At 38.3% G+C, this 15,220-nt stretch carries 14 protein-coding genes; 7 read left to right on the top strand and 7 right to left on the bottom strand.

What is annotated here, in order from left to right; genetic code table 11:
* Nucleotides 1–97: 97 nt before the first annotated feature.
* The 3 genes from MHB39_RS13725 to MHB39_RS13715 are packed head-to-tail and all read left to right on the top strand — an operon-like array spanning nt 98 to nt 3,582.
* Nucleotides 98–1,519: an aldehyde dehydrogenase family protein gene (locus MHB39_RS13725; protein ID WP_115673340.1), complete on the top strand. Its 1,422-nt coding sequence runs from the start codon at nt 98–100 to the stop codon at nt 1,517–1,519.
* A 27-nt stretch (nt 1,520–1,546) separates the two neighbouring features.
* Nucleotides 1,547–2,392 (top strand): N-acyl homoserine lactonase family protein, encoded by an 846-nt coding sequence (locus tag MHB39_RS13720; protein ID WP_342544150.1) that lies wholly within the window; start codon nt 1,547–1,549, stop codon nt 2,390–2,392.
* Nucleotides 2,393–2,409: 17 nt separating this feature from the next.
* A complete protein-coding gene (locus tag MHB39_RS13715) occupies nt 2,410–3,582 on the top strand; it encodes an iron-containing alcohol dehydrogenase (protein WP_342544147.1) in 1,173 nt (390 codons plus the stop codon).
* Nucleotides 3,583–3,702: 120 nt separating this feature from the next.
* Here the strand turns inward: MHB39_RS13715 and MHB39_RS13710 are convergent, their stop codons facing one another.
* Both MHB39_RS13710 and MHB39_RS13705 read right to left on the bottom strand, forming a co-directional pair.
* On the bottom strand, nt 3,703–4,212 hold the full coding sequence (locus tag MHB39_RS13710) for a ferritin (RefSeq protein ID WP_048392396.1): 510 nt from the start codon (nt 4,210–4,212) through the stop codon (nt 3,703–3,705).
* Between the two features lie 199 nt (nt 4,213–4,411).
* The gene (locus MHB39_RS13705; RefSeq protein ID WP_016994674.1) at nt 4,412–5,173 is read right to left on the bottom strand and encodes a TerC family protein; all 762 of its coding nucleotides are present in this window, start codon (nt 5,171–5,173) and stop codon (nt 4,412–4,414) included.
* Nucleotides 5,174–5,590: 417 nt separating this feature from the next.
* On the opposite strand from MHB39_RS13705, the gene MHB39_RS13700 reads away from it, so the two are divergent.
* Together MHB39_RS13700 and MHB39_RS13695 are read left to right on the top strand one after the other, a co-directional pair.
* Nucleotides 5,591–7,351: an ABC transporter ATP-binding protein gene (locus tag MHB39_RS13700; protein ID WP_339280061.1), complete on the top strand. Its 1,761-nt coding sequence runs from the start codon at nt 5,591–5,593 to the stop codon at nt 7,349–7,351.
* Nucleotides 7,352–7,648: 297 nt separating this feature from the next.
* Nucleotides 7,649–8,068 (top strand): SRPBCC domain-containing protein, encoded by a 420-nt coding sequence (locus MHB39_RS13695; RefSeq protein ID WP_312126397.1) that lies wholly within the window; start codon nt 7,649–7,651, stop codon nt 8,066–8,068.
* Between the two features lie 39 nt (nt 8,069–8,107).
* On the opposite strand, the gene MHB39_RS13690 is transcribed toward MHB39_RS13695, so the two are convergent.
* From MHB39_RS13690 to MHB39_RS13670, 5 genes are all read right to left on the bottom strand, one after another.
* Nucleotides 8,108–9,583 carry a spore germination protein gene (locus tag MHB39_RS13690; RefSeq protein ID WP_016994672.1) on the bottom strand — a complete coding sequence of 492 codons (1,476 nt, stop codon included), beginning with the start codon at nt 9,581–9,583 and terminating at the stop codon, nt 8,108–8,110.
* The gene (locus MHB39_RS13685; RefSeq protein WP_342544140.1) at nt 9,583–10,707 is read right to left on the bottom strand and encodes an endospore germination permease; all 1,125 of its coding nucleotides are present in this window, start codon (nt 10,705–10,707) and stop codon (nt 9,583–9,585) included. The genes MHB39_RS13690 and MHB39_RS13685 overlap by 1 nt, the downstream gene beginning before the upstream one ends.
* 148 nt (nt 10,708–10,855) lie before the next feature.
* Nucleotides 10,856–11,746 (bottom strand): RsiV family protein, encoded by an 891-nt coding sequence (locus MHB39_RS13680; protein WP_054550465.1) that lies wholly within the window; start codon nt 11,744–11,746, stop codon nt 10,856–10,858.
* Nucleotides 11,739–12,257: a sigma-70 family RNA polymerase sigma factor gene (locus tag MHB39_RS13675; RefSeq protein WP_004230723.1), complete on the bottom strand. Its 519-nt coding sequence runs from the start codon at nt 12,255–12,257 to the stop codon at nt 11,739–11,741. The genes MHB39_RS13680 and MHB39_RS13675 overlap by 8 nt, the downstream gene beginning before the upstream one ends.
* Nucleotides 12,258–12,411: 154 nt before the next feature.
* Nucleotides 12,412–13,179, bottom strand: a complete 768-nt coding sequence (locus tag MHB39_RS13670) for a TSUP family transporter (protein ID WP_016994669.1) — start codon at nt 13,177–13,179, stop codon at nt 12,412–12,414.
* A 215-nt stretch (nt 13,180–13,394) separates the two neighbouring features.
* Between MHB39_RS13670 and MHB39_RS13665 the strand changes: the two genes are divergently transcribed.
* Complete coding sequence (locus MHB39_RS13665) at nt 13,395–13,820, top strand: hypothetical protein (protein ID WP_036077327.1); 426 nt, start codon at nt 13,395–13,397, stop codon at nt 13,818–13,820.
* A gap of 74 nt (nt 13,821–13,894) precedes the next feature.
* Complete coding sequence (locus MHB39_RS13660; protein ID WP_036077325.1) at nt 13,895–14,890, top strand: LLM class flavin-dependent oxidoreductase; 996 nt, start codon at nt 13,895–13,897, stop codon at nt 14,888–14,890.
* Nucleotides 14,891–15,220: the final 330 nt, after the last annotated feature.

Raw genomic sequence — 15,220 nt, 5'->3', positions numbered from 1 at the left:
ACTATCAGTTTATTTTTTACACCAAAATGGTTACGTATTCATTTCTTTATTTTCTGAAATGAATACGTAACCATAAAAAGAAAGGAGTGAATTACGATTGAAAAAGGGCTTATGGATTAATGGAGAATGGAAGATGACTGCTGAATGGATGGAGATCCAATCTCCCTATTCACAAGAGGTATTGGCACACTTTGCGATGGCCACTGAAAAAGATGTACAGGAGGCCATTGAAAGTGCGCATGCTGCAGCTCCTCAAATGGCTGCATTAACTGCTTTTCAACGAGCAGAGATTTTAGAGCAGTTATCCACCCTTTTTGCAGAAAATAGAGATGAAGCAGCAAGTATCATTGCAATGGAATCAGCCAAACCGTTAAAGTATGCTTACGCTGAAATTGATCGCACAGTTGAAACCTATAAATTTGCGGCAGAAGAAGCAAAACGACTTACTGGTGAAATGGTTCCAATGGATGCATCAAAAAATGGAGAGGGGCGCTTTGCTTATACATTAAGAGAGCCAATCGGTGTTGTGGCTGCGATTACACCATTTAACTTTCCGCAAAATCTAGTAGCACACAAAGTTGGGCCAGCATTAGCTGCAGGCAATACGATTGTATTGAAACCTGCCACACAAACAGCATTATCCGCCCATTTTTTGGCAAAATTATTGGCGCAAACAAATTTACCAGCAGGTGCCTTTAATCTTGTAACTGGACAAGGTAAATTAGTAGGCGATGCATTTTTAGCACATCCAAATGTTAAGATGATAACGTTTACAGGAAGTCCAGCGGTAGGGATTTCTCTACGCAATCGTGCAGGCTTGAAGAAAGTAACCTTAGAATTAGGTTCCAATGCAGGCGTAATTATCGATGAAGGGGTACAGCTAGAGCGTATTATGGATCGCATTGTGATGGGGGCCTTTTCCAACCAAGGTCAAGTCTGTATTTCTTTACAACGTATCTATGTCATGGAAAGTATGGTGGAGGAATTTTTAATTCGGCTGAAGGAAAAAATAGAGCAGCTTACAATTGGTGATCCAATGGATAATCAAACAGATCTTGCTATGATGATTTCACAAGCTGAACAACAGCGTGCTTATCAATGGATTAAAGAGGCAGTAGCTGAAGGGGCACAAGTAATTACAGGTGGTCACATTGACAATCATATTTTATTGCCCACTGTTTTATATAATGTTCAGCCACAGAGTCGTGTATCCTGTGAAGAAATTTTTGCACCTGTTGTTATCGTTAATACGGTATCCACCATTGATGAAGGGATAGCGGCTATCAATAATTCTCACTATGGCCTACAGGCAGGCATCTTCACTCCTTCTATTCAGACAGCTTTTCAGGCTACAAAAGCATTGCACGTTGGTGGAGTCATCATTAATGATGTACCTACTTATCGAGTAGATCACATGCCATATGGTGGTGTAAAGGAAAGCGGCACAGGCCGTGAAGGCATTAAATATGCGTTAGAAGAAATGACGGAAATGAAGCTAGTAATTTGGAATAACCAATAACTAATAATCACGAATGGAGATGGGAAAATGAAAATGATTAAACAACATCCAAAATTGTATGTGATGGACAATGGTACGATGCGAATGGATAAAAATTATATGATTGCGATGCACAATCCCGCAACCATCGATCATCCAAACCAGCCAAATGAATTTGTTGAATTCCCTGTTTATACAGTATTGATTGATCATCCAGAAGGCAAAATTCTATTTGATACTGCATGCAATCCAAACTCGATGGGTCCAGAAGGGCGATGGGGTGAATTTACGCAAAAAGCATTTCCTATTAATATGCCAGAAGAATGCTATTTACATCATCGTCTAGAAGAATTAAATGTTCGTCCAGAGGATATCAAATATGTTGTTGCTTCCCATTTGCATCTCGACCATGCAGGGTGCTTAGAACTCTTTACAAATGCCACAATTATTGTACAGGAAGATGAGTTTAATGGCACATTACAAACATATGCTAGAAACGTGAAAGACGGTGCCTATGTTTGGGGTGACATTGATATGTGGATTAAAAACAATCTACAATGGCGCTTAATCAAACGTGGCGAGGATCATGTAAAACTAGCTGAAGGGATACAAGTATTAAATTTTGGTAGTGGTCATGCTTGGGGAATGCTAGGTTTGCATATTCAAATGCCTGACACAGGTGGTATTATTTTAGCCTCAGATGCCATTTATACGGCAGAAAGCTTTGGGCCTCCTGTCAAGCCACCAGGCATTATCTACGATTCTGTAGGCTATAATTCAACAGTGGAACGGATTCGAAGACTAGCACATGAAACAAATTCACAGGTATGGTTTGGCCATGATCCTATTCAATTTAAATCATTTAGAAAATCAACGGAAGGCTATTATGAATAGATAGGAGTAGAGAAGCCATGCATAAATTAACCTTTACGCCTGCTAGCTATACTGGCTGGGGCTGTTTGAGTCAGCTTCTGCTAGAGGTAAAGAAGTTTAACGCTCACAATATTTTGATCGTGACAGATCCATTATTAAAAGAAATAGGTCTAACGGACAATGTTGAAAAGCCTTTGATTGAGAAAGGCTATACAACGACCATTTATACGGATATTGCACCAGAGCCTCCGCTTGCAATTGGCGAAAAACTGGTTGATTTTACGAGAAAGCATCCATTTGATTTGGTGATTGGTGTAGGTGGGGGCAGTGCACTGGATTTAGCAAAGCTTGCCGCCGTATTAGCAAAACATGATGGAAAAGTTGCAGATTATTTAAACCTAACAGGAACGAAAACATTAGATAATAAAGGGTTACCTAAAATCTTAATTCCTACCACTTCTGGGACAGGCTCGGAGGTAACAAATATTTCTGTGCTATCACTGGATACAACCAAGGATGTTGTGACACATGATTATTTATTAGCGGATGTAGCGATTGTAGATCCTGCCTTAACGATTTCCTTACCATCGAAGGTGACAGCGGCGACTGGGGTAGACGCGTTAACTCATGCGATAGAAGCCTACGTATCAGTAAATGCGAATGCAGTAACGGATGCACTTGCACTACAAGCTATCCGATTAATTAGCCAGTCAATCCGAACAGCTGTCCATAATGGACAAGACAAGCAAGCGCGCACAGATATGAGTTATGGTAGCTATTTAGCAGGATTAGCCTTTTTCAATGCCGGTGTAGCAGGCGTCCATGCTTTAGCCTATCCCCTGGGAGGTCAGTTCCATATAGCTCATGGTGATTCCAATGCAGTACTATTACCATATGTCATGGGGTATATTCGTCAAAGCTGTGAAAAACGAATGAAAGATATTTTAGATGCCATGGGAATATCATCATCCTATTTATCGCAAGAAGAGGCTTCCTATAAATGTGTTGATGCCTTACAACAACTCGTTCAAGATGTGAAAATTCCCTCAACATTACAAGGATTCAATATCCCTGCATCAGCACTTGAACAGCTAACAGAGGATGCTACAAAACAAACGCGTATTTTAGCGCGAAGTCCAATGCCATTAGAGCATGAAGATATCTATCAAATCTATCAAGCTGCCTTTGATGGAGTGGTAAGAGAACCATAAAGAACCTGAGAAACGTTGATTTTTCAACGTTTCTCTTTTATTGCATCTTTTGAAAATCCTACAAGCAAGATAGATACCTAAAAAAATCTGCCTTAATGGCAGATTTTTTTATAAGAAATATTATGCTTCTGTATCTGGTGTAAATGTACGCGTAGCCAACTCTGCATCTAGCATAAAGATTGCGTTTGAGTCCGTTTCGATACGCTCGATTTTACGAATTAATGTATCAAATGTAGATTCTTCTTCTACTTGCTCGTCGATAAACCATTTTAAGAAGGCCATTGTCGCATGCTCACGTTCATCTAAAGCAATGTCTGATAAATTGTAAATACGGCGTGTTACTTCTTTTTCGTGTGATAGAGCCGTTTTAAAGGCATCTAAAATGGATTCGAAATGATTGCCTGGGCTTTCAAAACCTTGAATTGTTGCGCGGTAGCCCATATCACTTAAGAAATTATAAAATTTCATGGCATGGAAGCGTTCTTCTTCTGCTTGTACTAAAAAGAAGTTAGCGAAGCCATCATAATCTTGATCTGTGCAATAGGCTGCCATTGCCATATAGGCATGCGCAGAGTAGAATTCAAAATTCATTTGTTCATTAAGAGCTGTGTGTAGTTTTTCAGATAACATAAAAGTTTTCCTCCTTTTGCAGTAAATGACTTCTTTACTAGTATACAGCTTAGAGGCAGTAACATACAAAAAATTTAATTTTTAAAGCAATTCATGCAAAAAATAATTGATATTCGTTCTCAATTAGAAAATACCTTCTTTTATACTTTTAAGAAAATAAAAAAATCGCCCCGATCGTAATCGAAGCGATTTTTCATTATTATTGTTCTTGTTTCTTTTGATTTTTGACACCGATTAGGTAGCCACCTAATGCGATAGCAATTAAGACAATCCAGAAAATAGCTTTCCAAAGAGTGGAGTGGGGGAATTCGTGTGGAATCACACCTAATTTTTCATGTGCTAATGTTAATACAGCTAATTTTACACCAACCCAGCCGACAATTAGGAAAGCAGCTGTTTCAAGTGATGGGAATTTGTCGAGAACCTTTACAAACCAACGAGCTGCGAAACGCATCATGATGACACCAATAATACCACCTAAGAACATTACTGCGAACTGACCTGCGTTAATACCGCCAATATCAAAATCACCGATATGTGGAAGTGTGACAGCAATGGCAACCGCCGCTAGAATAGAATCAACAGCAAATGCGATATCAGCAAGTTCTACTTTTACAACCGTCATCCAGAAGCCAGATTGTTTTTTCGGCTCTTGGATTTCTTCGGAGTTTTGGGATGCTTTCCGCGAATCATAAATATGCTTAATAGACATAAACAAAAGATAAGCTGCACCTATCGCTTGGATCTGCCAGAAATTAACAAGCGTTGTAATAAGGAATAATGCGGCAAAGCGGAAAACAAACGCCCCCACCAATCCATACAATAAAGCCTTTTGTTGTTGTGCCTTTGGTAAATGCTTAACCATAACAGCCATTACGACGGCGTTATCTGCTGCTAACAAACCTTCTAGTACAATTAATACGACAAGTACCCATGCGTATTCTAAAAATATTGCCTCCAAATTTATTGCCTCCTTTAATTGTTGAACAGAAATGAATGGCTTGCTAACTTATTCTTTCCCTAATTTTAAGCAAAAGAAAAAGACCCCTGCCTAAAAAATAGGCAAAGGTCTTGCTAAGCAATTAACTGTTCGTTGCACAGAAAGGTTTCTGTGTGACAAGAAATGCCATCACACCCGATGGTAATATACCATGTAATGACGAATGTGAAATCAGATGCATCGATCGCATCTGCTAGCTACTCCCCTTTGACAATAAAGTCAAAAGCTATTCAATTCTTACTAACATAGTAACATGCAACAATATAAAAGTAAATAAAAATATACTGCTATGGAGAAAAAATACTTTTCCGTTACGTTTGCACAAATGGTACTATTAAAAGATAGGCAAAATTTTTACAACTTAGAGAGGAGACAAACATGTATAGAAAATTTTTTTCCTACTACAAGCCACATAAACGATTGTTTGTCATCGATTTTTCGAGTGCCATTATTGTAGCAATCTTAGAGCTTGCGTTTCCATTGGCTGTTCAATGGTTTATCGATGAGCTATTGCCAACAGGGGATTGGGGCATGATCGTGAAAATAAGTGTCCTATTACTGCTTGTTTATGCCATTAGTACATTATTGAACTTTATCGTTAACTATTTAGGACATAAACTAGGCATAAATATCGAAACGGATATGCGTCAAGAATTATTTACGCATGTACAAAGGCAATCATTCCGATTCTTTGATAATACGAAAACAGGTCATATTATGAGTCGCATTACTAATGATTTGTTTGATATAGGTGAGTTTGCCCATCATGGACCAGAGGATCTCTTTATTGCGATCATGACCTTTGTTGGGGCCTTTGCCATTATGTTTAATGTCAATCCAACACTCGCCTTGATTGCAGCGATTATGGTGCCATTTTTAACATGGCTTGTGACATTTAGTAATATAAAAATGAACAATGCTTGGAAAACGATGTATGGCAAAATTGCTGATGTCAATGGGCGTGTGGAGGATAGTGTATCTGGTGTACGAGTTGTAAAATCCTTTACTAATGAAGCTTTTGAAATTAGCCGATTTAAAGAACAAAATGGATTTTTCCGTGCGGCAAAATTATATGCCTATAAAATTATGGCAGGGACACACTCCAGTATCTACATGATGACGCGTCTTTTAACACTAGTTGTGCTTGTTGTCGGTGCTTGGTTAAGCTTTAATGGAAAGCTATCTTATGGGGAGCTTGTAAGCTTTGTGCTCTATACGAATGTTCTGATTAAACCAATTGATAAAATTAGTGCTTTATTAGAGCTTTATCCGAAAGGAATGGCTGGCTTTAAGCGCTTCCGTGAATTAATTGAACAGGAGCCAGAAATTCAAGATCGTGAGGATGCCAAGGCTATTAAACATTTAGATGGAAATATTGCCTTCAATCATGTTCATTTTAATTATGATGCATCCAAGCAGGTTTTACATGATATATCCTTTGATGTAAAAGCTGGCCAAACTATTGCCTTTGTAGGGCCTTCGGGTGCTGGTAAAACAACAATCTGCTCATTGATTCCTCGTTTTTATGAGGTGACAAAAGGCGCTATTACGATTGATGGTATCGATATACGGAATATGACACAAGCGTCATTACGTGCTCAAATTGGTATCGTACAGCAGGACGTCTTTTTATTTACAGGTACGATTCGTGAAAACATTGCCTATGGAAAATTAGATGCAAGTGAAGCGGAAATTCAAGAGGCAGCGAAAAAAGCCCATCTAGAGGCATTTATTGCAGAGCTGCCCGAGGGCTATGATACACAAATAGGTGAACGTGGCTTAAAATTATCAGGAGGCCAAAAGCAACGACTAGCGATTGCGCGTATGTTCCTAAAGAACCCGCCGATCTTGATTTTAGACGAGGCAACCTCTGCCTTAGATACAGAAACAGAAATGATTATTCAGCAATCATTAACAGAGCTTGCTGAAAATCGTACAACGCTAGTTATTGCCCATCGCTTGGCAACTATTCGCAATGCTGATCGTGTATTAGTTGTGACACCAAAGGGCATTGAAGAGGATGGTACCTATGATGAGCTAGTGGCTCAAAATGGGATTTTTGCAAAGCTTCATCATATTCAATTTCGCAAGGGACAATCAGAACAAAGCGTTCAGAAAGATTTTGTGGAATTGACGTAAATAAAGAAAAGGGAGATTGTTTTTAAACAATTTCCCTTTTTTTAGTTGTTTCCCTTAGTTACTGTACTCATATTGTAGCCAAAGCACACTAACATGCATATTAAAGGTTACGTAGAAAGAGGGGACGATTGAATGCTCATGCCAACGAATATTCAAAGGGTGCCAGATCAAATCATCCATTATGGCATGGATAGGGAAAATTGAACATTCATTTATGAATACATAGAAGGAATGTTTAGCAATTTTATCGAATAGAACTACAGTTCACAATAAAGGTCATAAAATAGAGGTGAAGCAATGGATAACGAAAAAATCATCGGTCAAACGAAAAGTGTGGGTTTTCAAATCGGGGTTAGAAGGACGTTACCCATTTCGCAGGAGCAAGCATGGGCATTGATTACGACAACAGAAGGGGTACGTACATGGCTGGGGGAAGGCACTTCAGTTATATTTGAACCTGGGTACAAATACCATTCAAAGACAGGGACAGGCGAAATCAGGATTGTTAAACCGTTAGAGCAGCTTCGATTGACTTGGCAAAAGGAAGAGTGGTCAAAACCATCTACCGTACAAATCCGTATTTTACCAAAAGAACGTAATAAAACGACCATTAGCTTTCATCAAGAACAACTTTCTGATCAGACAGTACGAGAAGAAATGAAAGGTCATTGGGAAAGGGTACTGGATGCTATTAAAGAAAGGGCACAAAATATTTGAACGGACAAAAATAGCACCCCTTTCAGTTTTGAAGGGATGCTATTTATTTTGGGAATCCTTATTTTCATGCCCCTTTGATGTTCGTGTATAATCCTGTGGAGCAAGTGCTTTATTACGTTCTGTATAGCCCTTAGGTGATAATCGAAAGATCGATTTTTTAATGGTTGCCCAATTTAGATCTGTTGCCAGGTTCATGTAAGAGTAGCCATAAATTCGAATATTACTTAAGTAAAGCAGCGTCAAATATAAAGAAACAAAGAAACCGAACAAACCGAAAAAGGCACTAGCAAAGATAAAGGCAACACGTAATATGCTGACGGAAGTAACAAGTGACTGATTCACCAATGTAAAGGAGGCAATCGTAGAAATAGCGATGACAACGATCATTTCAGGGCTCGTTACACCTGCTCGAATGGCTGCATCCCCGATAATTAATCCGCCTACAACACTGATGGTCCCACCAATAACGGAGGGTAGACGCAAACCGGCTTCACGAAACAATTCAAACATCAGTAACATGAGCAACATTTCAAGCGAAGAAGGGAGCGGTAAGCCCACCTTCGCTTGCACCACGGTTGCGAGTAGTTGAAGGGGTAATTGATTTTGATGATAGGTTGTTAGGGCAAGCCAGAATGCAGGGAGTAGTAATCCAATTAAAATACCGAATATCCTCAATAAACGTTCGAGTGAACTGAAAATAATAGGATATTCATTATCCTCAGCTGATTTCAGTAAGAGAAACAAATTGACAGGGGTAATGATGGCATAGGCGACGCCATCTACAAAAATAATAAAACGTCCTCTTGCTAAGGCCTGAACCGCATAATCAGGTCGTCCAGTATAATCAAACTTCGGAAAAAGCTTGGAATTTTTATTCACCCGTTCCATCAATAAATCGCCACTAAAAACAATATCTGTATCAACAGCAGCAAGCTGCTTTTTGATGCCATGTAAAATATCCATATCCACAATATCATCAAAATAAAGAATGGCTACCGTAGTTTTTGATCGTTTCCCAAGCTCCACTTTTTCCACACAAAATGAATTGGTCGGCAAACGTTTTCTTATGAGTGCGATATTGACGCGAATATCTTCAATGAAATTATCTCTGGGCCCTTTAACAAGAACCTCCATGCGCGTTTCTTCAGGCTGGCGATTCGGCTTTTGGGCAATATTGCTTGCATATAAAAGATTGTCTTCGTCAAAATACAACAACAAGAAGCCACTATAGACAAAAGTTATCAGCTGTTCCTTGTCTTGTACTTTTTGCATACTTGGAACATGAAGATGCCTTGCGATATTCTCTTCAAAGGGGACCTCATCCAAATGATCATATAAATACTGAATACGTTGAATAATCACTTCATTAAGCATTTGTTGATCAATCATAGCATCACACGTAATAAAGTGTACTTTCTGCTGATTAAACATATATTCCTGAAATTGAATATCTGCCGATTTTTGAAATAATTTTCTGAGCGTACTAAGATCTAGCGCCTGTTCTTGCTGAGGCATTATGATTCACCACTTTTCCTATCTTGTTTTTCAGTTTTCCCCTTTTTAGAAGATTTATCCGACAAGAAAGCTACGACTACGAAAAATATTGAGAGTAAAAAGAAAAAAATAAAAGTGGCTGCAAGAATATAATGTCCTTTTACTTTTAAAAATAGGCTTTCATTTAGCATGATTAATGGTAAACAAAGAATAAAGAAGGGTGGAGCAAGCATTTGCCATATACGCTTGGGATCTCCTGTCATCTTCAATAAATCGGCCACAATGTACAAAAGGAAGCTAACACGAATAAAGGTTCCTGTCAGCCATTGATAAATGGAGAAAAAGTCAAGATGCTCGATATAGCGACCGATTGTCACTAATCCCCATTCTTCGTAGGCAGGATAGCGTTGCTTAGTCGCTTCATTCGGTCCAAATTCTGTAATGGCTCCAATTAAAGGTCCTAATGTCAGTCCTACTAAAATGGCCAGCATAATAGCAAAGTGGTACCAGCGAATACGTTCCTTAAATTGATGCTGTAAAAATAGCAACATTAAAAGCTCAATAAACCCTGATGCAGGGAAAATCATACCTCGCAAGACAGGCTGGAATCCATGTTCAAAAAATGGACGTAATAATTCATAATCTTTTACCTGCATGTTCGTAAAGGCCACGAAAAAGCCAAAGATAACTACTCCGAATAATACAAAAACGTTTAAAATGACGAGCGTCTGTAAGCTAGTCGTCACAAGAAGAATACACAGAATGACGTAGATAAATAGTAAGATAATTACAGGGGTTTGCGGTAAAAATGTAGTATTAATCCATTGCAGTGTTTCAACCATTGTAAAAGCTGCGATAATCATTAAAAAAATAGCAACTGTATAAATAACAATAGTAGAGCCAATTTTCCCGATTTTTGAATCGAGCCAATCTCGGATGGGCTCCTGATTAGATTTTGATTGAATATATACTAATAAAAATAGCCAAAAGAAAATAATTCCTCCAGCAAACAATACCGATAGCCAGCCATCTCTTTTGGCCACATCTAGTAGTGGAGGAATAATGGTTACATGATTTTTTAAGCCAATAACAGTCATTGATAGGAAGATGACATGTAAAATACTGATTGATCCTACACTTTTCATGTTGAAAACCCTCTAACATTGATTGATACATATTAGCTTTGACAAAAAAAGTCGGCTTTATAAGCAGAAAATGGTATGGTTTCATGAAAAAAAGAGGTATTGGATGACACCATCATCCAATACCTCGTCATAGGAAAAGTAAGCTAAATTAATGAATATATTTTGTGCTTACAAGATCTTCTTTTAAGACATCTGTTGGGATTTCAAACTCTACAACGCCCATATAGCCAGGTGCCACTTCATATTTATCAAAGGAAATCACAAGCTTGCCTTTATCAGAAATGTAGAATTGCTGATCAGGTTTAATAGTTGTAAATTCCTCCATTAACTCTTCATCGGCAAGGCCAGCACCCTTTACCCAATAAACTTTATCTTGATTCGATTCAGCTATTTGTGTACGCATTTGTTCTTTAATATTTTCACTAATTGTTTCAATATAGTGTTGATCTTTAAAGAGCATTGGTAAAGTAATTAAAATTTCGTTTTCTTTATCGATCGTATCGTATTCCATCACCGTTGAAGAAGAAGCAACGGTATTCACTACATAGCGGCCAATCGACAAAATTTGTTCGTTATCAGTTTTGATTTCGTAGCCACTATCAATACCTAAATGACCACCGCCATTTAATTTTAAATCGCCCACTTCTGCCATAAATTCATCGTAAAGTGTCTTACCTTCTGCACGATATTTTTCATTTAATGTATTCGCCAGATCTTGATTTTCTAAGTTTTCAATAGAAGGTACTTTAATGTTGGCATCATAATTATCTTCAGCCACTTCATATTCTGTCCAAGTCAATACTTTTATCACACTACCAACCACGGGAATTTCTGAGAGTGTGCGTGCCATTGCAGGACTTACATTTAAACCTGCTGTAAATAGCATGGCTGCAGCGGCAGATCCAAGGACCCATTGAGGTGTACGATTTTTTTTCTTTTTTCGACCTTGCTTAAGTGCTTTTTCAACCACGAAGTCTAGCTCTTTTGGAATCGGGACTTTCATATATTGTTTTTCTAACTCCTGTAATTTTTTATCCATGTGCAGTTTCTCCCTTCACATCTTCCAATTGTATTTTCAATAGTTTTAATGCTTTATAAAGACGCGATTTGGCTGTACTCAACTTAATGTCGAGGATGTTCGCCACGTCAGCGAGTTTTAAATCCTCGAAATAATGGAGAATGACAACCTCTCGATACATTTGCGGGAGTTCATCCAACGCATGCTCCAAGTCAACGTTCTCATAAACATCCTCTTGAGCAGGCGTCAAATATTGTAATGTATCATCATCTGTCACTTGTAAGCGTTTATGCTTACGTAAAAAATCTATGGCTGTACGGACAACTATTTTATAAAACCAGCTTTTCATATAGGTCACATTTTCAAGTCGATCTAATGAAAGCATGGCTTTTTGGATACTGTCTTGTACAACATCTAGTGCGTCCTGTTCATTTTTTGTATAGCTATACGCGAGCAAATAAAAACGCTCTTTTTGTTCTCGAATGAATTGGACAAACACCTCTTCATGTTGAAATGCATTTCTTGTTCTCATGTCCAAAGAAGCTCCTTTATTAACATTATCAAATTGTATACATTTACTAGACGTTCGAGGAGAGGGAAAAAGTTGATGCCATGAAAAAAACTTACCCCATTTGAGATAAGTTTGATCCTTCTATAGTATTGGCATACGTTAGTATAACGACTGATCATGAAAAATAGTCATATGTATTTTTCAAGAGTAATAGAATGGTCACAACGATAAATAATTTACGTACATAGCCACTGCCGCGTTTAATGGCAAATTTTGAACCAACAATAGCTCCTGCAATTTGCGCAAGACCCATTGGTAGTCCATAGGCATAATTGATTTGTCCTAAGTATATAAACATAAGGAGGGCAGCTACATTACTGCCGAAATTTAAAAATTTGGCGTTTCCTGCTGCTTGTAAAAAATCAAAGCCAACTATGAGAAAAGCAAAGAGTAGAAACGAGCCTGTCCCAGGACCTAAAAAGCCATCATAGAAGCCAATAAGTGTAATCACGAAAACAAAAATAATAGAACGCTTTGGCGTTAATTGTTTATAGGTGGTCATACTGCCCCAGTCTTTTTTGAAGATGGTATAGATGGCAACGGCTGCAAGCATAATCAGCATTAATGGCTTTAGTACACTTGGATCCATTAGGTGAACAATCCAAGCACCCAGCATAGAGCCCAAAAAGACGAAGGGGAAAAGCTTATAGACGGCTTTAATATCTAGTTTACCAGAGCGATAAAATGTCACTGTGCTAGTAAGGGAACCCATTGTACCTGCCAATTTATTGGTTGCTACTGCAGCAGAGGGTGGAAGACCAACGAACATAAGAGCTGGTAATGAGATAAGCCCGCCTCCTCCAACCACTGAATCAATAAAGGCTGCTAAAAAACCGAAGAGGATTAAAATTAATAAAATATTTATATCTAAATCAAAAGGCACAAAAGGTCATCTCTTTTCTATCATAATAATCTGATAGTAGCGAACTGAGAATAGGCTGTAAATACTCTAGCTGCTATTTTTTAATAGAAATAAATGAAGTGATCCAATGCTAAATGACGATAATTTCTGCATAATTCAAAATAATTCTACTTGGAGTCATTATTTTGATGTATTATGTAGGTGATGATGTTTTTACGTAAAGGGGACGTGATGACATGAGTTTAGGAAATCATATACGTGTATTTCTCTGTGTTGTGTTTATGGGAGTACTTGTAGGGTATGTCTTTAATGCAAAAAAAGATATAACAGATCATGAGTATATTGATACCGTAAAGGAAGGCTATTTGGAGAATTTTTCAGATGTCACAGTTCGAAATGCGTTTAATTACGCTTTTTTTGAACCTTACTGGCGCTATTATGAAGCAAAAACTGGGGAGCAAGTTGTAGAATTATCAGGTGATATTACGTTTCAAGACGAAAAAGGACATGCTATTCTTCAATTTGTCGTGAACGAACAAACGCAGCAATTTTCCCTAGAGGCAATGAAATTTAAAGATGTCGTATTAAACCAGCAACAACAACAAAAGCTTGTTGGCATGGTCTATCACACTTGGGAAAAGAAACAACTAGCTTATGAGTAAGGTTTTTTATTTTGTAAATCATCCAAACTGTATTACAGTAAAAGGGGGAGCTAGAGACAGAGAGGATGTTTTACATGAGATTAAGTATTTTAGATCAAATGCCGATTCCAAAAGGTCATTCTGCAGAAGAGGCCTTCCAACGTACAGAACAGCTGGCATTGCTAGGTGAAGAGCTTGGCTATCACCGTATGTGGCTTGCTGAACACCATAATAGCCAGTCATTGGCGAGTTCAGCTCCTGAAGTAACTGCTGCTTTTTTAGCTGCTAAAACACAGCGGCTTCGCATTGGTACGGGTGGCGTCATGATGATGCATTATTCACCCTATAAGCTAGCAGAGGTCTTTAAAACATTATCGGGGCTGGCACCCAATCGTATTGATTTTGGTGTGGGGAGAGCTCCTGGTGGTGATCATGCCGCTATCTATGCCTTGGCAGAGGGAAGACGACAACGCTTCACAGAACAGTATGATAAGCTAGAAATCATATTAAAACTAATGAATAATCAAAAAACAGGTGAACATGTCTATGATCAAGTCGTTGCAGCGCCTGCTCATATTTCATTACCAGAGGCTTGGTTACTAGGTTCTAGTGGTCAGAGTGCAATGCAGGCTGGTCAGCTGGGAGTAGGCTATTCATATGCACAATTTTTCACGGGCAATATGTCAAAGGATATCTTTGATGCCTATAAAGCCTATTTTACGCCTTCCTATTATATGGATAAACCACAGATCATTGTGACCTATGCAGCAACAGTTGCCCCAACCTTAGAAGAAGCGGAATATTTAGCTAAACCGATTGATATTTCTCGTCTTCAATTAATGAAGGGGCAAATCATTCAAACAATGTCACCCGAAGAAGCGAAGGATTATCCATTAACTGAAATGGATAAATTGACGATTGACAATAATCGCAAGGCGAATCTTGTCGGAACACCACAAGACATTGCTTCTTTTTTAAGCGCTGAGCAAGAACGCTATGGCTTTGATGAAGTGATGCTAAATTGCAATCAATATGAATTAGAAAGTCGTTTAAATACCTATAGATTCCTGGCAAAGGAATTAATTCGATAAGTGGAAAAGCCATATTCATCATTTGAATATGGCTTTTGTGTATTTAATTCGAATAGTGGCTTTACAATGAGAAAAACCCGGAAATTAATTTCCGGGTCTGATTACCACTTACATTTTTTGCTCCATGACACACTGCCTCGCTTCCGCATAGGATCTTAAGGATATTCCTAAGAAATCTGTACTTTAGCTTATTCAGTTTTGATGGTCCTTCTGAGTTATCGATCAATCGCACTCATCGGGTTAACCCTCCTAGTCATTGGATTTGAAGTGAAATCTTTAATAGTATAGCTCAACTTCTATTTCTTATACCTCTTGGAACATAAAATATTT

Origin of the sequence: Lysinibacillus sp. FSL K6-4013 (assembly GCF_038630435.1) — a bacterium.
GTDB lineage: Bacteria > Bacillota > Bacilli > Bacillales_A > Planococcaceae > Lysinibacillus > Lysinibacillus boronitolerans.
Note: the sequence above shows the minus strand (reverse complement) of the source record. Positions and strands in the feature narration are given on the sequence as shown.

Bases quoted from the DNA above. Each gene is read 5' to 3' on its own strand.
- MHB39_RS13680 (WP_054550465.1), bottom strand. From the start codon at position 11,746: ATGGATAAAAAATTACAGGAGTTAGAAAAACAATATATGAAAGTCCCG.
- MHB39_RS13695 (WP_312126397.1), top strand. From the start codon at position 7,649: ATGGATAACGAAAAAATCATCGGTCAAACGAAAAGTGTGGGTTTTCAA.
- MHB39_RS13690 (WP_016994672.1), bottom strand. From the start codon at position 9,583: ATGCCTCAGCAAGAACAGGCGCTAGATCTTAGTACGCTCAGAAAATTA.
- MHB39_RS13700 (WP_339280061.1), top strand. From the start codon at position 5,591: ATGTATAGAAAATTTTTTTCCTACTACAAGCCACATAAACGATTGTTT.
- MHB39_RS13710 (WP_048392396.1), bottom strand. From the start codon at position 4,212: ATGTTATCTGAAAAACTACACACAGCTCTTAATGAACAAATGAATTTT.
- MHB39_RS13715 (WP_342544147.1), top strand. From the start codon at position 2,410: ATGCATAAATTAACCTTTACGCCTGCTAGCTATACTGGCTGGGGCTGT.
- MHB39_RS13660 (WP_036077325.1), top strand. From the start codon at position 13,895: ATGAGATTAAGTATTTTAGATCAAATGCCGATTCCAAAAGGTCATTCT.
- MHB39_RS13685 (WP_342544140.1), bottom strand. From the start codon at position 10,707: ATGAAAAGTGTAGGATCAATCAGTATTTTACATGTCATCTTCCTATCA.
- MHB39_RS13665 (WP_036077327.1), top strand. From the start codon at position 13,395: ATGAGTTTAGGAAATCATATACGTGTATTTCTCTGTGTTGTGTTTATG.
- MHB39_RS13720 (WP_342544150.1), top strand. From the start codon at position 1,547: ATGAAAATGATTAAACAACATCCAAAATTGTATGTGATGGACAATGGT.
- MHB39_RS13675 (WP_004230723.1), bottom strand. From the start codon at position 12,257: ATGAGAACAAGAAATGCATTTCAACATGAAGAGGTGTTTGTCCAATTC.